18 protein-coding genes are annotated in these 24615 nt (G+C 61.5%); 8 read left to right on the top strand and 10 right to left on the bottom strand.

Annotation, left to right across the window (positions count from 1 at the left end):
- The first annotated feature begins 8 nt into the window (after positions 1-8).
- Positions 9-716, top strand: coding sequence for a deoxyribose-phosphate aldolase (deoC, locus tag ACRQEC_RS08745; RefSeq protein ID WP_284890600.1), 708 nt, complete (start codon positions 9-11; stop codon positions 714-716).
- Positions 717-937: 221 nt separating this feature from the next.
- On the opposite strand, the gene ACRQEC_RS08740 is transcribed toward deoC, so the two are convergent.
- From ACRQEC_RS08740 to ACRQEC_RS08720, 5 genes are all read right to left on the bottom strand, one after another.
- Complete coding sequence (locus tag ACRQEC_RS08740; protein WP_284890598.1) at positions 938-1966, bottom strand: glycosyltransferase family protein; 1029 nt, start codon at positions 1964-1966, stop codon at positions 938-940.
- On the bottom strand, positions 1963-4572 hold the full coding sequence (locus tag ACRQEC_RS08735) for a sodium-translocating pyrophosphatase (protein ID WP_284890596.1): 2610 nt from the start codon (positions 4570-4572) through the stop codon (positions 1963-1965). Before ACRQEC_RS08735 ends, ACRQEC_RS08740 begins: the two co-directional genes overlap by 4 nt.
- A gap of 424 nt (positions 4573-4996) precedes the next feature.
- On the bottom strand, positions 4997-6073 hold the full coding sequence (locus tag ACRQEC_RS08730) for an IS110 family RNA-guided transposase (RefSeq protein WP_284890628.1): 1077 nt from the start codon (positions 6071-6073) through the stop codon (positions 4997-4999).
- Positions 6074-6774: 701 nt separating this feature from the next.
- On the bottom strand, positions 6775-6972 hold the full coding sequence (locus tag ACRQEC_RS08725; RefSeq protein WP_051278537.1) for a YbdD/YjiX family protein: 198 nt from the start codon (positions 6970-6972) through the stop codon (positions 6775-6777).
- 12 nt (positions 6973-6984) lie between these two features.
- Positions 6985-9456 carry a carbon starvation CstA family protein gene (locus tag ACRQEC_RS08720; protein WP_284890535.1) on the bottom strand — a complete coding sequence of 824 codons (2472 nt, stop codon included), beginning with the start codon at positions 9454-9456 and terminating at the stop codon, positions 6985-6987.
- 542 nt (positions 9457-9998) lie between these two features.
- On the opposite strand from ACRQEC_RS08720, the gene nrdD reads away from it, so the two are divergent.
- The 4 genes from nrdD (at position 9999) to tal (ending at position 14637) form a co-directional block, all read left to right on the top strand.
- Complete coding sequence (gene nrdD / locus ACRQEC_RS08715; protein ID WP_026429199.1) at positions 9999-12158, top strand: anaerobic ribonucleoside-triphosphate reductase; 2160 nt, start codon at positions 9999-10001, stop codon at positions 12156-12158.
- A gap of 162 nt (positions 12159-12320) precedes the next feature.
- Entirely contained in the window at positions 12321-12950 is a 630-nt protein-coding gene (gene nrdG / locus ACRQEC_RS08710; RefSeq protein ID WP_301575466.1) for an anaerobic ribonucleoside-triphosphate reductase activating protein, read from the top strand.
- Between the two features lie 140 nt (positions 12951-13090).
- Positions 13091-13501, top strand: coding sequence for an OsmC family protein (locus tag ACRQEC_RS08705; RefSeq protein WP_026429197.1), 411 nt, complete (start codon positions 13091-13093; stop codon positions 13499-13501).
- A gap of 35 nt (positions 13502-13536) precedes the next feature.
- Positions 13537-14637, top strand: coding sequence for a transaldolase (gene tal, locus ACRQEC_RS08700; RefSeq protein WP_301575465.1), 1101 nt, complete (start codon positions 13537-13539; stop codon positions 14635-14637).
- A 100-nt stretch (positions 14638-14737) separates the two neighbouring features.
- Here tal and ACRQEC_RS08695 read toward each other — a convergent pair whose 3' ends face one another.
- From ACRQEC_RS08695 to ACRQEC_RS08680, 4 genes are all read right to left on the bottom strand, one after another.
- Entirely contained in the window at positions 14738-16492 is a 1755-nt protein-coding gene (locus ACRQEC_RS08695) for a glycoside hydrolase family 32 protein (RefSeq protein WP_301575464.1), read from the bottom strand.
- A gap of 2 nt (positions 16493-16494) precedes the next feature.
- Positions 16495-17373, bottom strand: coding sequence for a carbohydrate ABC transporter permease (locus tag ACRQEC_RS08690; RefSeq protein WP_301575463.1), 879 nt, complete (start codon positions 17371-17373; stop codon positions 16495-16497).
- Complete coding sequence (locus tag ACRQEC_RS08685) at positions 17370-18353, bottom strand: carbohydrate ABC transporter permease (RefSeq protein WP_301575462.1); 984 nt, start codon at positions 18351-18353, stop codon at positions 17370-17372. Before ACRQEC_RS08685 ends, ACRQEC_RS08690 begins: the two co-directional genes overlap by 4 nt.
- A 66-nt stretch (positions 18354-18419) precedes the next feature.
- On the bottom strand, positions 18420-19718 hold the full coding sequence (locus ACRQEC_RS08680; RefSeq protein ID WP_301575461.1) for an ABC transporter substrate-binding protein: 1299 nt from the start codon (positions 19716-19718) through the stop codon (positions 18420-18422).
- A gap of 232 nt (positions 19719-19950) precedes the next feature.
- Between ACRQEC_RS08680 and ACRQEC_RS08675 the strand changes: the two genes are divergently transcribed.
- Positions 19951-20967: a LacI family DNA-binding transcriptional regulator gene (locus ACRQEC_RS08675; RefSeq protein WP_301575460.1), complete on the top strand. Its 1017-nt coding sequence runs from the start codon at positions 19951-19953 to the stop codon at positions 20965-20967.
- Positions 20968-20982: 15 nt separating this feature from the next.
- On the opposite strand, the gene ACRQEC_RS08670 is transcribed toward ACRQEC_RS08675, so the two are convergent.
- Positions 20983-22092 carry a hypothetical protein gene (locus ACRQEC_RS08670; protein WP_301575459.1) on the bottom strand — a complete coding sequence of 370 codons (1110 nt, stop codon included), beginning with the start codon at positions 22090-22092 and terminating at the stop codon, positions 20983-20985.
- 130 nt (positions 22093-22222) lie between these two features.
- Between ACRQEC_RS08670 and ACRQEC_RS08665 the strand changes: the two genes are divergently transcribed.
- Positions 22223-23164 (top strand): nucleoside hydrolase, encoded by a 942-nt coding sequence (locus ACRQEC_RS08665; protein ID WP_301575468.1) that lies wholly within the window; start codon positions 22223-22225, stop codon positions 23162-23164.
- 2 nt (positions 23165-23166) lie between these two features.
- Complete coding sequence (locus tag ACRQEC_RS08660) at positions 23167-24576, top strand: MFS transporter (RefSeq protein WP_301575458.1); 1410 nt, start codon at positions 23167-23169, stop codon at positions 24574-24576.
- Positions 24577-24615: the final 39 nt, after the last annotated feature.

Below are 24615 nucleotides of genomic sequence, written 5' to 3'. Positions count from 1 at the left end.
GGATAATCATGGCACAGCCAGAGAAGAAAGCCGCTCAGATGACGCGCGACGAACTCGCCTCCTACATCGATTACTCCATCCTCAAGCCGCAATTCACCACCGAGGAAGTGGTGGAACTGGCGCATACCGGTATCAATTACAAATGTGCCACGCTGTGCATCAACCCCTGGGCCCTGGATGTGGTAGCACCTCTGCTGCCCGGGACCGGGGTGGGAATCTGCGTCGTCGCCGATTTCCCCTTCGGGCAGGGCACCGCAGCCGATAAAGAAATGCTGGCGCGTGCGTATGTCTCGCGCGGCGATATTCAAGATCTTGACCTGGTCATTAACTACGGGCTGCTGCGCGAAGGCAAGTGGCAGCAGGCCGCCGAGGAAATCAAGCCGGCTATTGCGGTGTGCCGCGAGGCGGGCGTGGTCACCAAGGTGATCCTCGAAACCGATGCTCTCGATAAGAAGGCCATTGAGGGCGGGGTGGAAGCGGTGATCGCCGCCGGTGGTGACTACGTGAAGACCTCCACCGGTTTCTACACCGGCGGGCCCACGGTTGGCGGGGCGCGCGACGTGATGGCGCACCTCATCGAGGTGACCGACGGCCGGGCCAAGGTCAAGGCTTCCGGCAATGTGCGCGACCAGGCCCACTACTTCGATCTCATCGATATGGGCGTGGACCGCATCGGGGTGGGTTACCGCTCCGTGCCGGTGGTGCTCGGCGAGTAGCCGTACCGTTTTGGGCAATTAGCCGAAGTCCCCGGCGGGGGCGTTCCTGCGCGTACTGACCCGCCCCCGCCATCACGTGATGACGGCGCCAGCAGAAGGATGTGCCCTGCTGGCGCCGTCGTTATATGTGCCCGTGGGTGCTACGCGGAGCGGTGCCGTTGGTGCGGTGAAGCGACGCGGGCCGCGACGCAAGCCGCCGGGACGTCGAGTCGCGCGGGCCGCTAGCCGAACCAGCGCTGCACCGCGGCCACGATTTCGCGGTCGAACGCATCATCGGAGTGATGCGCGGCGATCCACTCGCGGAAACTCCCGCCGCAGGCCGCGTCCAGATCCGCCCGGCACTGCGCGGTGCGGGTGAGGACCCGGGTGAGCATGGCCGCCGCGGCCGCCTCATCGCCATCCGGATAGAGGAAGGGATAGTTTTCCGGCAGTAGCGCGCGGGCCCAGGGCACGTCGGGGAATACCCCGAGCGCCCCGGCACCCAGGGCCTCCACGTAGGAGAGCCCGTAGGATTCCTCCGCGGCGGTGGCCAGGAAGGCCGTGGTGTGGGCGAGGGCCTGGTAATACGAGGTGCGGGTATCGGTCAGCGGCCCCACGTGCATCCACGGCAGGCGCGAATAGCGCATGGCCTTCTCGGAAACCAGGTGTGCTTCGTGCAGGCGCATCTCCACCGTGAGCGGGATGAGTTCGCGCACCCGGCTCAGCACGTCCATGAAGAAATCGGGGCGTTTGCGCGCCGAGAGATAAATCGCGGGGTAGAGCACCACCGGGACCTCCGGTTCGCGCCGCTCCTGCACGTGGTCGAGGCGGAAACCGAGATTCACCCAGCCGAGCTTGAGCCGCCCGGCCAGCGGGGGCACCGTCCACTTATTCACCATCTCGCGGATCTCACCGGCGGTGCGCTCCGAATTGGCGAAGGTGGGGAAGAGCGCGCAGGAGAGAGCCACCGGGGCGATCTCCTCGGCGCTGTCCAGGGTGGAAACCGGCAGCCACACAAAATTCATGAGGCGCGGGGCGGGCTGGCCAGCTTTGCGCAGCCGCGCCCACAGGGCCGGGGTGTCATGCACATCCATAGTGATGACCACCGTATCCGGGGCAAGATCTTCCGCGGATACTGCCCTTGGGTCAAGCACCACGGCGTCGGGGAAAATACGCAGGAGGCGGCGCAGCAGGGTGGCGCCGGCATCCTGGCCGGCTATTTTTCCTTCCGGGCTGATCTGAGCGCCGGACCAGTGCACGGCGATATTCATGCCAGGACTCCCTTCTCGGGTTCGGATCCGGTGTCAAACCGGGAATGCGGTTCGAGCGCCGGTTCGGATACAGGTGAAGATTCACGCGAAGATTCAGGATCGGGCTCGTCGAGCAGCTGATCCTCCGTGGAGGCCTGGATGCGCATGCTGTAGAACGAGCGGTAAATAAAGACGAGCGCGAGGGCCCCGAAGCACACTGCCAGGCCGGTGACCACCGCGGTGAGATTCTGGGCGTTGAGGCTCACGGCCAGCTCCACGGCGAGCAGGCCGAAGAGGGTCGTGAATTTAATAATCGGGTTGAGGGCCACCGAGGAGGTGTCCTTGAAAGGATCACCCACGGTATCGCCCACGATGGTGGCATCGTGCAGCGCGGTGCCCTTCGCGTGCAGGTCCACCTCCACGATCTTCTTCGCGTTATCCCAGGCCCCACCCGCGTTCGCCATGTAAATCGCCTGGTAGAGGCCGAAAATGGCGATGGAAATGAGGTAACCGATAAAGAAGTACGGCTCGATAAACGCGAAGGAAAGAGTGGCGAAGAAGACCGCTAGGAAAATCGTGAGCATCCCCTGCTGGGCGTACTGGGTACAAATTTCGACGACGCGCCGCGAGTCATCGTGGGAAGCCCGCTCCGCATTTTTATCCAGATGGATGGACTCCTTGATGAACTCCACCGCCCGGTACGCACCCGTGGTCACCGCCTGCATCGACGCCCCGGAGAACCAGAAGATCACCGCGCCCCCGCTGATAATCCCCAGCAGGAACGGGGCGTGCATGAGGGACAGCATCTCGATCCCGCTGGTCAGCCCACCGGTCAGCCCGATAATAATCGAGAAAATCATCGTGGTAGCACCCACCACCGCCGTGCCGATGAGCACCGGCTTGGCGGTGGCCTTGAAGGTATTGCCGGCGCCGTCGTTCTCCTCCAGCATGAGCTTGGCGCGATCCCATTGCGGGGCGAAACCAAAACCGGAGCGAATATCGGCGTCGATATCGGGGAGCGCCTCGATGCGGGAAAGCTCGTAGACCGACTGGGCGTTATCCGTGACCGGGCCGTAGGAATCCACCGCGATGGTCACCGGCCCCATCCCGAGGAACCCGAACGCCACCAGCCCGAAAGCGAAAACAGCCGGCGCCAGCATGAACTCACCGAGCGTGGCATCCGCGATCACGAAAGCCCCGGCCATGAGCCCCACGATGGTGATGCCCAGCCAGAACGCGGAGAAATTCCCGGCCACCACACCGGAAAGAATATTGAGGGAAGCCCCGCCCTGGCGCGAGCTCTTCACCACTTCACGCACGTGCCGCGACGTGGTGGAGGTAAAGACCTTGACCAGCTCGGGGATAAGCGCCCCCGCCAAAGTCCCGCAGGTCACGATAGTGGCGAGCGGGAGCCACAATGCGCCGTCGTTCCCACCCAAAACGAGCCAGGAGATCCCGTATACGCAAGCAATGCAGAAAATCGAGGTGAGCCACACGAGTGAACTCAGCGGTTTTTCGAAATTGAGGGTGGTGGCGCTCGCGTAGCGGGTGGCGGCCAGGCGCGCGTTGAGGCCGTAGGCCAGGGCCGAGGCGATAATCATGGCCACGCGCACCGTGAAGACCCACACCAGCAGGGTGGCTTGCAGCGCCGGGTCATGCACCGCGAGCACGATGAACGTCACCAGCGCCACCCCGGTCACCCCGTAGGTTTCGAAACCGTCCGCGGAGGGTCCCACCGAATCCCCGGCATTATCGCCCACGCAATCGGCGATCACACCCGGGTTACGCGGGTCGTCCTCATCAATTTTGAAGACGATCTTCATGAGGTCGGAACCAATATCGGCAATCTTCGTGAAAATACCACCGGCGATGCGCAGCGCCGAAGCGCCCAGCGATTCCCCAATCGCGAAGCCAATAAAGCAGGCCCCGGCCACATCCGCGGGCAGGAACAGCAAAATGACCAGCATCATGAGCAATTCCAGGGAGATCAGCACCATCCCGATGGACATCCCCGAACGCAGCGGCACCTGGTGCAGCGGGAGGGGCCGCCCGCGCAGCGAAGCGAAAGCCGTGCGTGCATTGGCCAGGGTATTCACGCGAATCCCGAACCACGCCACCGCGTACGAGCCACCCATGCCCAGCAGCGAGAACGCCACCACAATCGCGAGCTTCCCCCAGGTGAAGCCCACCAGGAATTTGTAATACACCACGATGACCGCGGTAATAAAAGCCCAGAGCACCAGCAGGAACCGCCCCTGTTTGACCAGGTAGGCCTTGCAAGTTTCGTAAATGAGGTCGGCGACCTCGGCCATGGCCCGATGCACCGGAAGCTTGCGCAGATTCATATACGTGATGAGCCCGAAGCACAGCCCCAGCACGCAGACGCCCACCCCGATGAGGAGGAGCAGCCGGCCGGACACCCCGCCCGCCGCGCTCACGCCCGACAGATCAGGCAATACGATATTTGCTTCACCTCCGTGCACAGTTGCCTCACCGGCGGGCGCGCTCGCGGAGGCGGCGCACGAACCTAGGGCAACGGGAGCCAGCGCGAGCGCCCCGAGCAGGGCCAGCCGCCGGCGTGGACGCGAGGTGTTCTTGTGTGTGGATACAGAAAAACAACGTCCCATAATTACCTCGACATAAAATGATGAGGCTCCTTTGCCTCTCTTTTATCCTATGCCGCTTGGGCTGCTAGTTCTTGGGACCAGGTACGACGACGCCGCCCCTGCGCGGGCGCGCCACTGTGGCCGCGCAGGGGCTGGCCGGCCCGGCGCCTAGGCCCGAGGTCCCGCCGCCGCGGTGATCCGGCTCGGCGGGCGTAGTGGTACTGGAGAACATCAGGTCTGACAGAGTGGTACTGCACGACAGAAAATCGGGTGTTTGCTGTAGCTCAAGTACCACTTTGTTCGTGAGCGCGGGGACACCCTCTCGGCGATCACAAAAAGCAACGTCCTGACGCATCGGCACATAGAAGGCAACCTCTCAACCCGAATAAGAATAAAAAGCAACGCCTCGACTGCGAAGCCCACAAAATGACGCTTCTATATGTTGTCAAGAGGCAAGTATGGTGTCCTCGGCACGCATATGCCTGGTCAAGAGGCGATACACCCGCCGGGCCAGGTAGCGTTTAAGCACACGTATAACCTCGCGTTTCGTTTTGCCCTCACCAAGGCGCTTATCCACATACGCCCGGGTTTCCTCATCCGACCTCATACGCACTAACACCGCCATATGTAAAGCATGGTTCAACGCCCGATCCCCACCCCGACTAAGCCGATAACGTACCGTGTTACCCGAACACGCCGGAATCGGACACACACCTGCTAGGGAAGCGAAAGCCGCTTCACTACGAACACGCCCAGCATGGGAAAACGAGACAATGATCTGCCCGGCAGCAAAAGGCCCTATTCCCGGTAAATCAAGTAAAAGTGGGGCCACTAGCTGGACAATCATCTTGATCTGCCCCAGATTCTCCTCCAAACACTTTCCAAGGTCGAGGATGCTTTGAGCCCAACGCCGGGCTTCTTGCTTAGCGATCACCATCTGGATATCCTCACCAGGAACATTCTCTAGCCTAGCCAGGCCGCTAATCTGGGCGGTAGTGAGGGGCCGGCGGGCATCCACCCCCACATCGATTGTCCGCACGAGTGCGGTTAGGGCGTTTATTTGCGCGGTTTTCGTGCGTGTGAGTTGGCGCCGGCTTGCCATGAGGATACGTAAGGCTTCACGCTCTGTGCCTTGCCTGGGGATGGTCAGGGCGTTTTCCTCGAGTTTCAAGGCCCGCCAGGCGATGTGGTAGGCATCGATCTTATCGGTTTTAGGTTGGTAGCGGCCCTTCCTGTCCGGGCGGGGTGCTTCCACCACGGTATAGCCCTTGCCTTGAAGGAAACGGGTGAGGGTGGCCCCATACGAGGCAGTGCCTTCCACCACGATAAGCACATTAGCGGTGTCCTTAGTGGCGTGTTTCGCGATCCAGGTGGCGGCTCGGGTATGCCCGGGCGTGGTGTTCGCGAAGGCCTGGTTGATGACCTCGATGCCGGTGGGGCATTCCAGGATGGAGAACACGTGTTTTTTCGCGTGGGTGTCCACCCCGATGACGTATGTGTAGTGGTGTGCGACAATTGCCATGTGGATACAGCCCTTTCTTGGTTGTGTCTATCGGGTGTCTGTCCCGACGCCCTGGCGGGAGTTCGTTTTCCTTTTCAGGGTTGGTTCATCGGCATCACTGTGGAGAGTCACACTCTTGGTGGACGTGCTTCTAATCAAGCCAGTATGAACCGGCCGGGACAGGCCATAGCCATGGTGGCGGCCATGTCATCACTCAAGACACTCCCGCGTGTTTTCCAGGCTGTTTAGGCCTGGTGCGGGCAGGTCAGCAACCTGGTGAGGCACGCCACCGTGGCTATGATCTATCCTGCCAGCCGATCCCAGATCAGCTACACACAAGTCTCACAGCAACCTCTCGACACGAGCTCCAACAGAAAGCAACTTCTTGGCAGGGAATCTGGTCAGAATGCAACGTCTCAAGGTGGGAGCTCACAGAAAGCAACGCCAGCGCATGATTTGGAAAACTTAATGTAGTTGCCGTTGCATTTTGTGTGAAGCAGGAAAAGGGGACGCAAAGGAAGGGGACAAAGCACCGCTCCCCGAACGGCGGACCGAAGTCCGAGGTTCGGGGAGCGGTGCAGATGGCCAGTTTCCAGCCCGGCGATGAACGCCAGCCGACGCATTCGGCCGGCTTAGCGGATGCGCCCGGCGCCTAACGCCAGCTCAGCGCTCGGCGATGAACGCCAAGCCGAATGCCCGGCGATGAACGCCAAGCCTAGCGCTTAGCAGCAGCCGGTGGAGACATTCTCCTCGTCGAAGGCTGCGCGCTGGCGCCAGAACTCGCGCTTGGCGAGCGGCGGGTGATCGGGATGTTCACGGGCGTGCCGGGCTACGTATTTCTCGTAAGCCGATTCGCCGGTGAAATCCCGCCACAGGCCGCGAGCGTGCGCCGCGAAGGCGCGGAGCTGGGTCATGAACATCGGCCTGATCTCCTAGCTCTGAGCGGACCCGGAAGAATCCGAGTCGCTGGCAGAGCTCGCCGTGGCAGCTGGCGGCGTCGTCGTACCGGAACCGGTACCGTGCGCGCCCGCACCCTTACGGTGATCGTAACCGGGAATCAAAGCCGGGTCGCCCACGGCGGCGTATTCCGCCACCACCTTCTTCTCCAACTTGGTCGGGAAGAGCTGGGTGGGCGCGTAGAAGTTGGACTCCTGGTAGGGATCCTCGGAGGTCACGTACTTCTTCGCGGTGATCACCCGGATGATCTTGATAATCGCGCAGACCAGCACGAAGGCCACCGTGGCCAGGAAGATGACCGAGAGCCAGCCCTGGATAAAGGTGTTACGCACAATCGCGGACTGGATGCCGATGGCTTCGGTATCCCCGGCGGCCTGCGCCTTCGCGAGCGCTGCCTTCGCGTTGGTGTTCTGGGTGAAGTACCCGATGGCGGCGTCGGTGGAGAAGATCTTCTGCCAGGACGCCGCGAAGGTGACGATCAGGTCGAAGGTTGCGGCGATGCCCGGGATCCAGGCCCACTTCGCCCAGCCCTTATTGACCACCACCACGGTGCACAAAATTAGGGCCAAAGCGGCGATGAGCTGGTTAGCTACGCCGAAGAGCGGGTAGAGGGTTTGGATACCGCCGCGCGGGTCGGTCACGCCCATGAGCAGCAGCGAACCCCAGGCCGCCACCACCACGGCCGTGGTAATCCACGCGCCCACTCGCCAGGAGGGATCCTTGAACTTGGGCAGCACATTGCCCAGGGCGTCGCCCAGCTGGAAGCGGGCCACGCGGGTCACGGCGTCCACGGCGGAGAGAATGAACAGCGCCTCGAACATAATCGCGAAGTGGTACCAGAAGCCCATCATGGCCTGGCCGCCACCCACCTGGTGCAGAATATGGGCGATGGCCACCGCGAGGGTGGGCGCACCACCGGTACGCGAGGTGACGGAGGTTTCCCCAACGTCCTCGGCGACCTTATCGAAGGCTTCCGCGCCCACGTAGGTCTTCTCATTGCCGTTCTCATCCCAGGATTCCCAGCGGGCTTCCACCGAATTACCGTGGGTATCGGTGACCGCGAGGTTTTGCACCGCGGCCGCCGAGAGCTCGGAGCGGTTATCGGTCATCTGCACGATGGCCGTGCCCGCCAGCTTATCGGTGGTGTGCTCGGAGGTATTCATACCGAAGTAGATACCCATATTGAGGGAGGAGGCCGCCGCGAGCGCCATAATCGCCACGAAGGATTCCATGAGCATGCCGCCGTAGCCGATCATGCGGACCTGGGATTCCTTCTGGATCATCTTCGGGGAGGTACCCGAGGAGACCGTTGCGTGCATCCCGGAAAGCGCCCCGCAGGCGATGGTAATAAAGAGGAAGGGGAAGAGTTCCCCGGCGAATACCGGGCCGTCCGTATTCGAAGCGAATTCGGTGACGGCCGGCATTTCCACCAGCGGGCGCACGATGAGGATGCCCAGCGCCAGCACCACGATAGTGCCGACCTTCATGAAGGTGGACAGGTAGTCACGCGGGGTGAGGAGCAGCCAGACCGGCAGCACGGCCGCGAAGAAACCGTACACAATCATGCACCACACGAGGGTGGTGGGGGACAGGTGCAAGAACGCCTGGCCGAAATCGGATTCCGCCACGTAGCGGCCCCCGATAATCGCACCGAGCAGCGCAATGAACCCAACGATGGACACCATTGTGATATTGCCGGGCTGCACGAAGCGCAGCCACAGGCCCATGCACAGCGCGATGGGGATCGTCATACCGACGGCGAAAACACCCCAGGGCGAATCGGCCAGCGCGTTCACGCAGATCATGGCGAGCACGGCCAGCACGATCATGAGCATAACGAGGATCATGACCGCGGCCACGGCCCCGCCGATCTTCCCGATTTCATCCACGGCCATCTGGCCGAGGCTGCGCCCGCCGCGACGCATGGAGAAGAAGAGGACGAGCATGTCCTGGACGGCACCGGCCACGCACACCCCGAAGATAATCCACAGGGTGCCGGGCAGGTAGCCCATCTGGGCGGCCAGCACCGGGCCCACCAGCGGGCCGGCGCCGGCGATAGCGGCGAAGTGATGCCCGTAGAGCACCACGCGGTTCGTCGGGTCGAAATCGCGTCCGTTATTGATGCGTTCGGCCGGCGTCGCGTTGGAATCGTCGGGCTTCATAATGGTTTTTTGAATAAAGAGCGCGTAGAAGCGGTAGGCGATCATGTAGGTGCAGACCGACGTCACCACGAACCACGCGGTATTGACTTGTTCACCGCGATAGAAGGCGAGCATGTACCAGCCCGCAACGCCGAGGGCTGTTACGAGGACCCACACCGCGATGCGCGGCAGCGTCCACTTCGTATGCGGTTTTGTTCCGACCGGAACACCGTGGCGGTTCCGGATAATATATTTTTCCTCTTCTTCGCTATAGCTCGGAAGAGCAGTGTCGGCTGGTGCACTCATAGCTGAAACTCCATTTATATGGGCCGGCGCGGTCCGCGTGGACGGCAGCGCTGGCATCTCGAGCGGATCCTCGGTTGAGTACCCGGGTGGCGTACGCCACCACATCCGATAATAAACGCGTGCAACAGTATTGGGTTAACTTACGTTCGCGTTAGCGCGCTATTTGTGGGCTAGACCACTAAAACTGTGGCTCGCGGTGATGAAGTACGACGACGTCGCCAGCTGGCTGCGGGCCGGCCTGGGGTGGAAATGGCGGTTTGGAGCCATTTTCTTCTGGATCGCAAGATGTAGGGGTGGTGGGCGGGTGGTGCCCCTATAGGTAGTGGTAAGCTCGCCCGGTGGACGCGAAACGCGGCGCCGAAAAAATGTGTTGCACATCATAAATCCGGCGGGCGCGGGGCGAGAGTGGCGCGGCGTCGCCCTTTACGGGGCTGGGCGCGGCGGGCGCGGGGCGAAAAACGCATCCGTGTGGCGCACGAAGCACACCGGTGTCATTCTGGCCGACTACTATATGTAGTGTTCGATTTTTACGGAGGCACAAGATGTTGATTGATACCTCAACGACCACGGGGGTAGTCGTCACCAAGCGTGACGGTCGGTCGGTTAGCTTTGACGCCGGTAAGATCTACCGCGCAATCGCGCTGGCAATGAACAGCCAGGGCATCGACGATTACGCATTCGTTGAGGAAGCCACCCGCACGGTCATCGATCATCTTGATGCTGCCAAGCTTGACGTTCCCACCATCCAAACGGAAGTGGAAAACGTGCTCATGGCTTCCCGCTATCCGCAGGTAGCACGCGCCTATATCGAGTACCGCCACGATCGCGATACCGCGCGCGAACAGGCCATGGATATTTCGCGCTCTCTGGATAAGCTCATGCAGCGCGATAAGACGGTGGTCAATGAGAACGCCAATAAGGACTCCACTGTTTTTAACACCCAGCGCGATCTGACCGCGGGTGCGGTGGCCAAGGCCTACGCCCTCAAGTACCTGCTGCCTCCGGCGGTGGCCAATGCGCATATTAAGGGCGATATCCACTTCCACGATCTGGATTACAACCCCTTCCAGCCCATGACCAATTGCTGCCTCATCGATATTGAAGGCATGCTCCGTGATGGCTTCCAGATCGGTAACGCCCGGGTGGAATCCCCGCGTTCCATTAACACCGCTACCGCGCAGATCGCCCAGATCATCGCGAATGTGGCCTCCAGCCAGTACGGTGGCTGCTCGGTGGATCGCTGCGATGAAGTGCTCGCCCCTTACGCGGAACTCAATTACGCCAAGCACCTCAAGGATGCCGAGCGTTGGGTCGCTGAAGATAAGCGCGATGAGTACTGCTGGGAAAAGACGAAGAAGGACATCTACGATGCCATGCAGTCCCTGGAGTATGAGATCAATACTCTCTACTCCTCGAACGGGCAGACTCCTTTCGTCACCCTCGGTTTCGGCTTGGGCACCAACCGTTTCGAGCGGGAAATCCAGAAGGCGATCCTGACCATTCGCATTAAGGGCATCGGGGCCGATGGCCACACCGCGATCTTCCCGAAGCTCGTTTTCGGGCTGCGCCGCGGCGTGAACCTCAATCCTGAGGATCCTAATTACGACGTTAAGCAGCTGGCCCTGGAATGCTCCACGAAGCGCATGTACCCGGATGTCCTTTCCTATGACCGGCTCACCGAGCTGGAAGGTGATTACAAGGCTCCCATGGGTTGCCGTTCCTTCCTGCCCAAGTGGGTGGATCCGGAAACCGGTGAGGCCGTGAACGCCGGGCGTAATAACCTGGGTGTAGTCACCCTCAACGTGCCGCGTATCGCGCTGCAGGCGCGCGGGGATAAGCAGCGTTTCTGGAAGATCTTCGATGAGCGCATGCAGGTGGTCAAGGAAGCTTTGGTCTACCGGGCCCAGCGCTGCGAGGATGCCACTCCGGAAAACGCCCCCATTCTCTACCGCTACGGTGCCCTGGGTATCCGCGCGGAAGAAGGCGATGAGGACGTCACGAAGTTCTTCCACAACCAGCGTTCCACGCTCTCCATTGGCTACATTGGCCTGTACGAAGCGGCTACCGCGTTCTACGGCCCGAATTGGGAGCACAACGCGGAAGCGAAGGAATTCACCCTGGATATCGTGCGCCGGCTGAGCCAGTACGCCGACCAGTGGAAGAAGGAGTACCCCTACTGGTTCTCCGTGTACTCCACCCCGGCTGAATCCCTCACCAACCGGTTCTGCTCCATGGATCGCGAGCGTTTCGGTGCGGTTCCGGATATCACCGCGAAGGACTACTACACGAATTCCTTCCACTACGATGTGCGCAAGAAGATCACTCCCTTTGAGAAGATCGACTTCGAAGCGCCCTACGCGGAGTACACCAAGGGTGGTTTCATCCACTACTGCGAGTACCCCAAGCTGACCCACAACACCGCGGCTCTGGAAGCGGTCTGGGATTACGCTTACGATAAGGTGGCCTACCTGGGCACCAATACTCCTATTGATAAGTGCTACGAGTGCGGCTTCAACGGGGAATTCGATCCCACGGCGGAAGGTTTCAAGTGCCCGAATTGCGGCAATGATGATCCCGACCGTTGCGATGTTGTCAAGCGCACCTGCGGGTACCTCGGTAACCCGGTCAAGCGCCCCATGGTGCACGGCCGGCACGAGGAAATCATTTCCCGCGTCAAGCACATGGACGGTCCCTGCGCTTAAGCGCGGTGGGTGTTCGGTGCCGCGCGGCCTGAGCACCCTAGCGCCCAGCGCCCGGTGTGCCTAGCTTGTCGCGGGCGCACTCTCGCAAGGCTCCCCGCACTCGGCGAATGTGCCGGGCGCGGGGAGTATTGCGACTCAGGGACCGTGAGAAGGTAAGGAAGAATGCGAGAATTGCGCCTGCTCTCCACACCTCCGGAAGCTCCGGGGGTGCACCAACCCAAGCGCCCCGGCGCCTGGGATGGGCGGCGCTTATCGCGCAGCTATGTTGCTGATTACAAGCCTTTCGTCATGGTGGATGGGGAAGGGGTGCGCTGCGCCATCTACGTATCCGGCTGCCCCTTCAAATGCCCGGGCTGCTATAACGTTGCGGCCCAGAGTTTCCGCTACGGCACGCCCTATACAGAAGAACTAGAAGAGCGCATCCTGGAGGATTGCGCGAAAAGCTACGTGGCCGGGGTGTCTTTCGTGGGCGGCGAGCCCTTCCTCAATACCCCGGTGCTGCTGCCCCTGGCCCGGCGTTTCCGGGAGCGCTTCGGGGCGAGCAAAACGATTTGGAGCTGGAGCGGGTACACCTTCGAGCAGCTCCTGGAAGAAACCGAAGATAAACGTGAGCTTCTCTCTCACGTGGATGTGCTGGTAGACGGGCCCTTTATCCAATCCCAGTTCATTCGCGACCTCACCTTCCGCGGATCCAAGAACCAGCGCATTATCGACGTACCCCAAACTTTTGCCGCTATGGAAGCCGGGTGCGAAGCCCCGGTGCGGCTCTGGAAAAACGGGGACTACGACTAGCCGTATGGCGGGTGCTGCTGAGAGTGTGCCGCTCGGAGTATGCCGCGGCAGCGGCGGCGTCGTCGTTTTTCCGCTGGTGGAAAGCGCGCTCACCACGGGGCCGCGCTTTCCCGTAAAGTGAAAGAAACAAGGAGGTAGCTATGGCTCAGCTCTCTGCCCGGCGTATCGGGCATCTTCATTTCACCGCCGTTAATGATCGCGGTGCCAGCGTGGAAATCGGGAAAGGTCCCGAACAATTCACTCCCGGGGAACTCATGCAGCTGGCGGTGGCCGGTTGCCAGGCCCTCAGCGCGGATTCTCGTTTCGAGCAGCTCCTCGGGGAGGACTATAGCGCCACCTTCACGGTGAGCGCGGATGCGGACCGGGCAAATAACCGCTACACCGCTTTCCACACTGCTCTGGAGGTGGAATTCGCCGATATGCCTGAAGAACAGCGCGGTGCCTTGCTCCGGCGCGTGAACCTGGCCATTGAGCGATCCTGCACGGTGGGCCGCACCCTCGACCATCCCGCCCCGCATGACCTGGAGATCCGCAGCGCCGCGGATAACTAAGAGCCGTTCGGGCTCCACCAAGAAAGGACACGAATATGAGTACCGCTAGCCTGAGCGCCGCCGGAGTGAGTATCTGGCTGGACGATCTATCCCGGGAGCGTATCGCTTCCGGGAACCTCGCATCCCTTATCGAGACGCATACCGTGCGTGGCGTGACCACGAATCCCACGATTTTCGCCGCGGCCCTGCGCAATGGGGAAAGCTATACCGAGCAGGTGGCCGCCACCGCCGCGGCCGGCAAGGACGGCGACGAAGCGATCTTCGACATCATCATTAAGGACGTCCAGGACGCCTGCGATATTTTCCGCCCCATTTTTGACGAATCCGGCGGGGAAGACGGGCGGGTCTCCATCGAGGTCTCCCCGGAACTCGCGCATGATACCTCGGCAACCGTGGCCCAGGCCCGCCAGCTGTGGGACCGGGTGGACCGCCCGAACGCCATGATCAAAATCCCGGCCACCAAAGAAGGGCTGCCGGCTATTACCGAGGTGATCGGACACGGGATCTCCGTGAACGTTACACTCATTTTCTCCCTGGCGCGCTACGGCGAAGTGGTGGATGCCTACCTCGCTGGTTTGGAAAAGGCTCAGCGTTCCGGGCATGCGCTCAGCGATATTCACTCGGTGGCCTCACTTTTCGTTTCCCGCGTGGATACCGAAGTGGATGCCCGCCTGGAAAAGATTGGCACCGAGGAAGCCCTGGCGCTGCGCGGCAAGGCCGGGGTGGCGAACGCCCGGCTCGTCTACGAAATCTTCGAGAAGAAATTCGCCTCCGAACGTTTCGCTACGCTCGCGGCGGATCACGCGCATGCCCAGCGCCCGCTGTGGGCTTCCACCGGGGTGAAGAACCCGAATTATCCCGATACTCTCTACGTCACCGAGCTGGTGGCACCGGCCACCGTCAACACCATGCCGGAGAAAACTCTGGAGGCTACCGCGGACCACGCGGATATCACCGGGGATACCGTGCGGGATAACTACGGCCAGGCTCACCGGGTCTTCGAAGAGCTTGCCGCGGTGGGCGTGGATATGGGCGATGTGGCCGCCCAGCTTGAGAGCGAAGGCGTGGAGAAATTCATCGTCTCCTGGAAGGAACTGAGCGAAACCGTCAGCGCCGCGCTCGCGGCTGCGCGGTAGGGCCGGTTGCCCGGTAGGGTCGCCCGCCCGCGCTTAGTTCGCTGCGTGGTGGTCAGTGCGTGGTGCCAGTGCGGAACCGCCTGGCACCACGCACAAGCGCTTAGTTCGCCGAGCTTCCAGCTTCGGCGTCGATTGTTAGCGCCGAATCCGCCTGGGGGAAGGCATCCGTCATCTCCCATATCGAGGCCGCGACCGTGATATCACCCTCCTCAGCCAGGAGGGTGATATCACGTTTGCCCTCAACAAAAGCCAGTGAGGAGAGCACCCGCTCGCCGTTCCCGGCGATCACTTCCACCGAGCCGGCATCCACGAGAACCCGGAAACTCAGCTCAGCGAGCGGAGCCAGCGGCGCTGCGCCCGCGGCGTTAGTTGTGCCGGCTGCTGCTGCACTCGTTGCGCCAGCGGCGCCCGTGGCGGCAGATTCGCCCGCAATCTCGCCGGCGCGCTCACCCCAGAGCCGGTAGGCCGGAGCCCAGGGCGCGGCCCGGTAGCCCAGGTTGCCCACCGCGCCGCCGCGATCCACCCCGATGGTGCCGCTATTGCGATCCACGATGATGCTCACCGAACTGGTATCCGAACCGATGCGCAGGCGCAGCCGTTCACATGCACCTGCAAGCAGAGTCACGGAAATATCCGCCGCGGTGATATCCCGGGCGAGGATGGTAGGCGCGCTGGCCGAAAGGGCGGCGTCGTCGTTCCATAAACAGCGGCCGCGCAGGCGCGCGAGTGCGGGCGTGGGCCGCAAGCACAGTTCACCGGACTCGAGGCGGACGCTCATCGGTACCGTGAGCTGGCCGGACCAGCCGTCGGCGGCGGAGGCCGGGGCGCGCCCGAAGCTGCCCATCCAGCCGACAAGCGTGCGCTGGCCGTTGATGAGGCAGGTCTGCGGCGCGTAAAAACTGTGACCCCAATTGAGGGTGCGGTACGGCGTGCCGGGTTCAAAACTTTCCCCGGGCCGCCAGCTGCCTAGCAGGTAGCCCGCGCTATTGACATTGCAATGCGCGAAACCTTCCGGGCGGATGCCCATGGGCGAGAAAATCAGCACCCAGGTGTCGCCGAGCGGGAAGAAATCGGGGCATTCGAGCATGAACACCCGCGGGTCCGGGTGGCGGTAAAGCACGCGGTCGAAAGTCCAACGGGCCAGGTCGGGGGAGGTGTACATCCACACTTCGCCGCGGCGGTCGCGGCTCTGCACGCCCACGACCATGCGGTACGTATCGCCGTGGCGCCAGACCTTCGGGTCGCGGAAATCGCGCACGCCTTCCGGGGTAGGAACGACGACGCCCTTCTTCTCAAAAGTCACTCCGTCGCGTGAGATCGCCCGGCACTGCGACTGCCCGCAGCTGGCGGGCGGTGCTGTGGCGACAGAATCGGTATCGCCGGCGGGCGGTTCTCCGGCGGAATCGGGATCGCCGGCGCCGGCGGGTAGTTCGCTCGTGGTCAGGCTGTCGCCGGCGGGCGGCTCCGCCACATTGCGGTTCCCGGTATAGAACACTTCGAGGTGCCCGCAGGGGGCCTGGAGCGCGGAGCCGGAGAAGACGCCGTCGCGGTCGGCTTCCAGTGAGGGAGCCAGGGCGAGGGGGCGGCGCTCCCAGGTGGCGCCGTCGCGGGAAACCACGTGCCCCCAGTGCATGGGCCCCCACTCGGTGGAATAGGGGTGGTGCTGGAAGAAAACGTGGAGTTCCTCGCCGGTGTGGACCAGGCCGTTCGGGTCGTTGATCCAGCCGGCCGGTGCCGCGATATGGAAACGCGGATACCAGCGCGGGTTCACGGCGGAGGCGAGCTGGGCATTCGCGGCGCGGGCCCGGGCCAGCGCCGCATCGTGGTCGGCGGTGAACTCAAAGGAAAGCGACATGGTTATCCCTTAATACCGGAAGCGGCAATAGAATTGACGAATTGTTTCTGGAAAGCCAGGAACAGCATGATGACCGGAACGGTGATCAGCGTGGAGAACGCCATGATCTGGCCCCAGGATACGTTGAGCTGCTGGAAATAGTCGATCCCGATCATCGCCGGGCGCAACTCCTCCGAGCGCACCGTCATGAGTGGCCACAGGTAGGAATTCCACGCCGGCAGGAACGTCAGAATTGCGACCGTTGCGGTCGCCGGGCCGGAAAGCGGCATGACGATAGAACGGTAGATCTTGAACCAGCTTGCCCCGTCCACGCGCGCCGCTTCGTCCAGCTCGCGCGGAATGGAATCGAAGTACTGGTAGAAGAGATAAATCGAGAGCGCATTGGCAATGAAGGGCACAATCTGGACCTGGTAGGTATCCAGCCAGCTCTGCGAGAAGCCGTTCGCATCCAACCACGGGAGCTTATTAACCCACCACAACAGCGGCAGCGCCAGAGTTTCGAAGGGAACAATGAGGGTGGCGATCACCAGCGTCAGCGAAATCTTGCGGCCCCGGAATTGTAGGCGGGAGAGCGCGAAGGCCGCCATGGAATTGACGATGAGCCCGAAAACCACGATGCACACCGAGATAATGATGGAGTTGAGGAGGAAGCGCCAGAAAGGTACCCGGTTGAAGACTCCGGAGTAATTATCGAAGCTGAGGTCACCCACCGGGAGGAAAGCCTCCAGGCCGCCCATATCCCCGAAAATTTGGGTATCCGGTTTGAAACTGGAGACCACCATGAAGAGGAGCGGCAGGCCGAAAATAGCGGCCAGCCCAATACGCAGCGCCCAGATTCCAATGGCGCGGGGGATACTGCGAGATGACGTCGCGGTGCTCATGCGCGGGCCTCCTTATCGCGAGTGAGATAGCGTTGCACCAGATTGACGGCGAGAACCAGGACGAAGAAGACCAGGGAAATCGCGGCGGCATAGCCGGTTTGCTGCTGGTCGTATCCGGTGCGCACCGCCTGGTAGACCACCGTTGAGGTGGAATCGAGGGGCCCGCCCTTCGTCATAATATTGATCTGGGTGAACAGCGAGAACGCTGCGATGGTGATCGTAATGAGAATAAAAGTGCGGGTTTGGCGCAGGCCCGGCCAGGTCACGTGTTTGAATTGCTGCCAGGTTGAGGCCCCGTCCAGAGCCGCAGCTTCGTAAAGCTCACCCGGGATTGTTTGCAGGCCGGAAAGCCAAATAATCATATGCATCCCGGCGGCCTGCCAGGCGGACATTACGATAATGGCGAAGAGGGCCCAACTGGGATCGCCCAACCAATCCGGCCCGGAAATACCAATCTTGGCCAGCAATGCGTTGAGCAGGCCATCGGGCTGGTACATGAAGAGCCACAGCATGGAGACCACCACCATGGAGGTGACCATGGGCAGGAAGAAAACAGTGCGGAAGAAATTCAAGCCCGGGAACTTCTTATTTACGAGTAGCGCCATAATAAGCGCCAGGCCCGACTGCCCGGGTACAATAACGAGAGCGAAAATGAGGGTATTACGCAAGGACGCCCAAAAGACCTCGGTTCCAAAGAGCCGCTCAAAATTTTCCAGGCCGATGAATTGCATCGGGCGCGGTGAGATGAGACGCGCGTCGGTAAACGCGAGAACGAAGGTCAGGACGATGGGAACCACAAGGAAAAGCAGCATGAGGATTCCCGCGGGCGCCAGCATTCCCCACCCGGCCCGTGCTTGCGCGGAGGTTTCGCGCCGGTATTTTCGCGACGGCGCAGCAGCTGGCTTGGCACGCTGAGAAGATGCTGGCGCCGGCCGGAGCGCGTGCTTACTCTCCGCGGTGGCCTGGGGTGCAGAAGTCATATCACTGGCCTTTCGGCAGGGCGCGTGAGCTGCCGATGGTAGCTCACGCGCCTCGCGCATCAGGTGTTACTTGAAGAAGCCGTTGGCTTTTTGGTTGGCGTCAATATTCGCCACGGTTTGGTCGAGGATCTTCTTGGGATCCCCGCCGTTGAGGATGTCCTGGGTTGCCTTGGTGAATTCGGTAGCGATGAAGGGGTAGCCGGCAGTTTCGGGGCGCAGCACCGCGTACTTCTTAGAGAACTCCCGGAAGATGGAGTACTTCCCGCCCTCGGCGAAGGCCGGAACTTCCGCGGTGGCGGCATCGGTTGCCGGGATATTACGGGTAGCCACCGAAACCGAAGCCACGTACTTATCCTGAGCGGCGAACTTCATGTAATCCAGCGCTCCCTCGGGGGCCGGGCACGACGGCGACATACCCCACTGCCAGGAACCGCCGCCAATCTTCGGACCCTTGCCAAAATCGGGCGGCGGGAGGAAGACGACGTCGTCGCCAAAAGCCTCTTCGGTGGGCTGCGCCGCCCACGAACCCATCCACAAGAAAGCCGATTTGCCGTTAATGAAGTCCTGGGTGGGATCCGAACCCGCATTGGCCGGCGTGTAGCCCTCGGTGACCAGGGAACGCATCCACTTCGCCCACTCCAGGGCTTCCGGGCCGTTGAGGGCTCCTTCCGCACTTTCGAACTTCGAGCGGTCGATAAGATCCCCGCCGAAGCTTTGCAAGTAGGGGGAGTAGGCATAGGGATACCATTCGCCCTGATCAGCGGTGTTGATGTCGAAAGGTACCGCGTATTTCCCGGAAGCCTTCACCTTGGCGAGCGCATCGGTGAACTCATCACGCGTCCAGGGTTGATCCACGGTGGGGGTGCGGATACCGAATTCATCGAGGATGGACTTGCGGGTAATGATGGAGAGGGCCACGTCGTAGTAGCCGTAGGAGTAGATCTTGTCATCGTAGCGGCCCACCGTGGTGGGGAGGAATTTATTGAGGGTGTCATCCATGCCTTCGAGCGGGGCAAGGTAGCCGGCCCAGGCCCAGTTAGGAACATTGGGGCCGTCAATATCCATAATGCACGGGAGGCTATTGGAGGAAGCGGCCGCCACCACGGATTGGTTATAGGAAGCCTGCGGGAAAGCCTGCATGGTGACCTGGTACTTATCGGATTGTGCGTTGTAATCGGCAACGATTTGCTCGATGGCGGCGAGCTCCTCTTCGTTGCCGGCGTTATGAGTCCACATGGTGACTTCTTGTTTCCCGTCCGTGACATTGCCTTGGGACGAGGTACCGCCCTTACTGCAGGCGCTCAGCGTGAAAGCGAGTGCAGCGGCGGATGTTAGTGCGGTGAGTTTCCGGAATCTTTTACTCATCACCCCTCCTTGGGTTTGTTTGGCGCCCCGCCCGGGAAGCGGGAGAGTGCTAAGAACCATCACGCGGCACCTTTGCACCGTGATAAATGCATTTAGCACTTGCCAGAAACTATAGGGCCGCCGGTGAGTATGCGCAATGTGGAGGCGCGGGTGAGCTTGGTCACCTTGGTGATCAGATACCCTTAGCTCAGGCTGTGGCCCACAGGTGGGAAGAACAGCGCGAGGAGGTTGAATGAAGCGAGCGACGATCGCTCAGGTGGCACAACGAGCGGGTGTTTCACCCACCGCGGTGAGCTTGGTACTCAATGATCGCCCCGCGCGTCTCTCCCAAGAAGTACGGGATCGGGTGATTGAGGCAGCGGCTGCTCTCAATTACCGCCCTAACCCGGCCGCGCGTTCTTTGCGGACCAATACCACCGGGATTTACGGGGTGATCAGCCGGGACGTTACCGTCACGCGCTACGCTTCGGCCATGCTGCGCGGTATCCTCGACGCCGCTGACCAAGCGGAGAAAATTGTGTTCCTCGCGGAAGTGGGGGATAGCGCGAGCCGCGCGGAGAACTCGGTACGTGAGATGCTCAATCGCAATGTTGATGGGCTTATCTTCGCGGAAATGGGCGCGAAGATGATCACCGTGCCGGAGATCGTGCGTGGCCTGCCGGTGGTGGTGTGCAATGCGGTGCCGGATCGGGAAGGAAGTTTCCCGGCGGTGCTCCCGGCCGAATACGAGGCGGGGCGGCGCATGGCTAATGTTCTTATCGAGGCGGGGCATCGCAACATCGCGATTATCGGCATGGATGACGAATTGCGCGAGCCGCGCATCTCCGCCACCATCGGCCATCGTTTTGACGGAATCCTGGATGCTTTTGAGGAAGCGGGCCTCAAGCCGGTGAAGATTTTCCCGGGTACGCTGTGGGACCCGGATCTCGGTTACGAGGCGATGGGTGAGCTGCTGGATAACGGCCCGGAGTGCACCGCGATTCTTGCTCTCAACGACCGTATTTCTTTGGGTGCGATTCAACAATGTTTGGGGCGCGGCATGCATCTGCCCGATGATCTCTCGATTGCTTCGTTCGACGACGACGAAATTGCGCTCTACGTTCACCCGGCCCTCACTACCATCGCAATTCCCTACTGGGAGATCGGGCAAACTGCCACCCGGCTCCTGGGTGAAGAAGGCGCGGGGGACCGCGATATTCACCTGGTGGATATGCCGTTACGCATGCGCGAATCGGTACGCCGAATCTAGGGGCGGGGCTCGGGCTTATTCTGCCCGCAATACCTGCGCCACCCGCCGGGCGAGCTCGGGCATCTGGCCGGGGCAGTAGCGCTGGTCAATGGGCAGGGCGAGGATATGCGGCCAGTCCACGCTGCGGCTGAGCCGCGGCCAAAAAGCGGGTGTGTACACCCCGCGGGCGGCGAGGCGTTCGGGAATGCTATGCGAATCATCCGTGGCGGGCCAGCCTGACGGTAGCGCGTCCAGACGGAGGGCGAGGGCGTAGGGTGCGTGGCTCGTTGATTCGCTACTGTCCGCCGCGCTGTTCGTTGCCGTGCCGTTCATAGCCCGGTCACTTCCTTCGCCATCGCCGAAGAGCGCCGCCTCCGGAACTCCCTCTCTCACCAAGGCCGCGCGCAAAGCCCGGGCATTGGCCCGCCGCCGCTCCAACGCCGCCGCGGCATCGAGGTGGCCAAGAATATCCCGGGCCGCCCCGCTCATCGGGCTCGGGCTGAGAGCGGCATCGATGGCGGCCTCAGCTGCGCCGTCGTGCTCCTCCCCGCGCAATTGCAGCAGCCCGCACCGCGTCGCCTCGCGCGCCAACGCATTTTCCGCAGCCGCGGCGGGAAGCGCGGCGCCGAGCGCCCAGGCGCCGTCGGGAATCGGAAACCACTTCCGCAAAGACGCCACCGCATAACGCGTTGAAACTTTTCGCGCAGTTGCGGCACTGAAGGGCGCGTGCGTGAGATCGGCGACGACGGCGCCACCGCGGCGCTCCCACCCCTCGAGCATGGAGCGCAACTCTGGCGTGGGCCAGGCGCCGAAGGTGGTGGAGATGAGGACCGCGCAGCGCTGCGGCTCGGTGAGGAGTTCGGCGAGGCGGGCCGGGGCAGGGAGGAGGTCCGGGCCGACCTGCACCCAGTGGACCCCGATGCCTTCCAGCTGGAAAGGTTCAATCGCGGTGGCGCACAGGAATCCGGGCGCGATTAGGCTGCGGATGCCGCGGGCGGCGAGGGCCTGGGCGATGAGGCCGAGAGCCTGACGCCCCGATTGCACCAGCACCGCGTCGGGCGGAACCGGGAGTGCGCGCGGACCGGAGCGGGACGGGAGAGATGTGAATTCGCCGCCGAAGGTGAGTGCGGCAGAAAACACCATCATTATCCCTTTCATTAAAGAGCCCATAACCGGCTTTTGTTTCGTATACTCATGCTATCCGGCAAGGGTGCCGGGTGGTGATGACGGTCAGCACGAAGGCTTTGACCGAATCTAAGGAGGAACCACAATGAAGATGATTCTGGACCTGGACACCGGTGTTGATGATTGCCTGGCAATCACCTACGCTCTCGGCTCACCGGAAGTCGAATTAATTGGCATCACCGGCACCTACGGGAATGTCCTCCTGGATACCGGTGTAAAAAACGATCTTGACCTCCTCGATCTTTTTGGGCATCCGGAGGTGCCGGTCTATCCGGGTATCCCGCACGCTCGCGAAAAGGACGGTTTTGAGGTCCTCGAGATTTCCGAATTTATTCACGGTAAAAACGGCATCGGGGAGATTGAGATTCCAGCCTCGAATCGGGTGGCAGAAACCACGCCGGCCTCCGAATTCATGGTGGAAGCGGTGCGTGAATACGGTAGCGACGTCGTTATTGTTGCCACCGGGCCCATGACCAACCTAGCTCGTGCCATTGAACTGGACCCCACATTCAAAGATAATGCCCGCATCGTCATTATGGGCGGTGCGCTCACGGTTCCCGGGAATTGCAATGACGTGATGGAAGCGAATATTTCCCAAGATCCGGAGGCTGCTGATCTGCTCTTCCGCTCGGGTGCTCACGTCACGATGATCGGCCTGGATGTCACCTTGCAAACACTGCTCACGTATGAACACACCCAGCAGTGGCGAGACTTGGGAACTCCGGCGGCAACAGCCCTGGCTGATATTACCGATTTCTATATCAAGGCGTATGAAACCACCGCCCCACATCTGGGTGGTTGCGGCTTGCACGATCCGCTGGCCGTGGCCGTGGCGATTGATCCTTCGCTGGTCACGCTCTTCTCCTGCAATATCAAGGTTGATCTGCACGAACCGGTGCGCGGGCGCACGATCTGCGATGAGGAGCGGCTCAACGATCCGGTCAAGACCGCAGATGTGGCCATCGCGGTGGACGTGGAGCGTTTCCTCTCCGAGTTCATGTCCCGCATCACCTCGCTGTTGAAAGGCATTTGATCGTGGACGCGCGTGATCGATCTCAGGTTGATACCGCGGCTGCCGTGCGCACGCTGCCGCAACTCATCATTATTTTCATTACCTCAATTCTCACGATCCAGGGCTTCAACCTGGTTTTCCAAGACATCGGCACGCAGCTCAATGCGGTCGAATACGCTCCGCTCATCACCTCAATTCCCGGCATCGTGCTGGGCATCGTGTGCGTGATTTACGGATCGCTCGGTGATTTCGTTTCCCTGCGCAAAATGATGATGGTGGGCATTGTGCTTATCGTGATCGGTTCGGTGTTGGGGCTGGTGGCATCCCGATCCTCCATCTGGGTGGTTATTATTGCCCGCGCGATTCAAACCGCGGGCACCCAGGTATCCGGATCCGTCTACCTGGTGGTCACCACCAAGTATGTTCCCGGAGTGAAGAAGGTGCTGTATTTCGGTGTCTTCACCGCGGCCTACCAGTTCTCCACGGCCATCGGGGTACTGGCGGCCGGATGGCTCATCACCATGTCCTGGGTGTGGCTCTTCGCGATCCCGCTCATTTCGGTGCTCTTCATCCCCACCCTGTGGCGGGGCCTCCCGGATGTTTCCGGACAGGCCCAGCGGATCGACGTTCCCGGGTTCCTGCTGGCCGGCATTACGGTCACGGCCCTGGTCATGTACTTCAACTCGATGAACTGGCTTTACCTGGGTGCCTTCGCGGTGCTCCTGGCCGTCTTCATCATCTACATTTCCAAGGCCAAGAACCCCTTCGTCACCCCGGAGTTCTTCCAGAATCGCCGCTACCTCATGGCGGTTTCCCTGGTGCTGCTCTTCTACTTCGGTAATTACGCCATGACACCGCTCTTCAACCTCGCCGGTGGTATTTTCCACGGCAAGACGGCCCTGGAGATGGGCTTCGTGCTGCTCGCCGGTTACGTTGTTGCGACCGTCATGGGCGTGATAAGCGGTGCGATCGTGGCGAAAATCGGTAGTGGGATGGGCATTGTGCTGGCGGGCGGATCCGCCGCCATCGGTGCTTTCCTCGCCGCGTTCACGGTGGATAAGGGCCTGTGGGGAATTATCGTTTCGGCGGTGTTCCTCTTCGGCGCCTTGGGCCTGGCCTACGCGCCGGTGGTGAATACCGTGATGGGAACCGTGGACGTCTCCGAATCGGGGCGCGCGGTGGGGATGAACGACCTGGCCATGAATATTTCACCCTCGATTGGTATCGCGATTTTGGGCTCGATGATGCCGGCGGCGGCCCGCCCGGAAGGCGTGGCCGAGGCCCAATATCTGGCCGATTCCGCGCACAGCCTCACGCTGCTCTTCGTTATCGTGGGTGCCACGTGGCTAGCGGGGGTGCTGGCTTTCTTCGCTTTCCGCCGCCAGCTTTTCCCTGCTGATGGGTGGGGAAAGGTCACGAGCGAGGAGGCGTAGCCCGTTCGCACGGCACCGCTAGGTGCGTGATTCTTATAG

The organism is Actinotignum saccati (assembly GCF_051265055.1).
GTDB lineage: Bacteria > Actinomycetota > Actinomycetes > Actinomycetales > Actinomycetaceae > Actinotignum.
Note: the sequence above shows the minus strand (reverse complement) of the source record. Positions and strands in the feature narration are given on the sequence as shown.

What these genes read in the sequence shown, in the direction of transcription:
- ACRQEC_RS08735 (WP_284890596.1), bottom strand. Translation starts at nt 4,572, where the DNA reads ATGGGACGTTGTTTTTCTGTATCCACACACAAGAACACCTCGCGTCCA.
- ACRQEC_RS08705 (WP_026429197.1), top strand. Translation starts at nt 13,091, where the DNA reads ATGGCTCAGCTCTCTGCCCGGCGTATCGGGCATCTTCATTTCACCGCC.
- ACRQEC_RS08680 (WP_301575461.1), bottom strand. Translation starts at nt 19,718, where the DNA reads ATGAGTAAAAGATTCCGGAAACTCACCGCACTAACATCCGCCGCTGCA.
- ACRQEC_RS08690 (WP_301575463.1), bottom strand. Translation starts at nt 17,373, where the DNA reads ATGAGCACCGCGACGTCATCTCGCAGTATCCCCCGCGCCATTGGAATC.
- ACRQEC_RS08725 (WP_051278537.1), bottom strand. Translation starts at nt 6,972, where the DNA reads ATGTTCATGACCCAGCTCCGCGCCTTCGCGGCGCACGCTCGCGGCCTG.
- deoC (WP_284890600.1), top strand. Translation starts at nt 9, where the DNA reads ATGGCACAGCCAGAGAAGAAAGCCGCTCAGATGACGCGCGACGAACTC.
- ACRQEC_RS08670 (WP_301575459.1), bottom strand. Translation starts at nt 22,092, where the DNA reads ATGATGGTGTTTTCTGCCGCACTCACCTTCGGCGGCGAATTCACATCT.
- tal (WP_301575465.1), top strand. Translation starts at nt 13,537, where the DNA reads ATGAGTACCGCTAGCCTGAGCGCCGCCGGAGTGAGTATCTGGCTGGAC.
- ACRQEC_RS08740 (WP_284890598.1), bottom strand. Translation starts at nt 1,966, where the DNA reads ATGAATATCGCCGTGCACTGGTCCGGCGCTCAGATCAGCCCGGAAGGA.
- ACRQEC_RS08730 (WP_284890628.1), bottom strand. Translation starts at nt 6,073, where the DNA reads ATGGCAATTGTCGCACACCACTACACATACGTCATCGGGGTGGACACC.
- nrdG (WP_301575466.1), top strand. Translation starts at nt 12,321, where the DNA reads ATGCGAGAATTGCGCCTGCTCTCCACACCTCCGGAAGCTCCGGGGGTG.
- ACRQEC_RS08720 (WP_284890535.1), bottom strand. Translation starts at nt 9,456, where the DNA reads ATGAGTGCACCAGCCGACACTGCTCTTCCGAGCTATAGCGAAGAAGAG.
- nrdD (WP_026429199.1), top strand. Translation starts at nt 9,999, where the DNA reads ATGTTGATTGATACCTCAACGACCACGGGGGTAGTCGTCACCAAGCGT.
- ACRQEC_RS08665 (WP_301575468.1), top strand. Translation starts at nt 22,223, where the DNA reads ATGATTCTGGACCTGGACACCGGTGTTGATGATTGCCTGGCAATCACC.
- ACRQEC_RS08695 (WP_301575464.1), bottom strand. Translation starts at nt 16,492, where the DNA reads ATGTCGCTTTCCTTTGAGTTCACCGCCGACCACGATGCGGCGCTGGCC.
- ACRQEC_RS08675 (WP_301575460.1), top strand. Translation starts at nt 19,951, where the DNA reads ATGAAGCGAGCGACGATCGCTCAGGTGGCACAACGAGCGGGTGTTTCA.
- ACRQEC_RS08685 (WP_301575462.1), bottom strand. Translation starts at nt 18,353, where the DNA reads ATGACTTCTGCACCCCAGGCCACCGCGGAGAGTAAGCACGCGCTCCGG.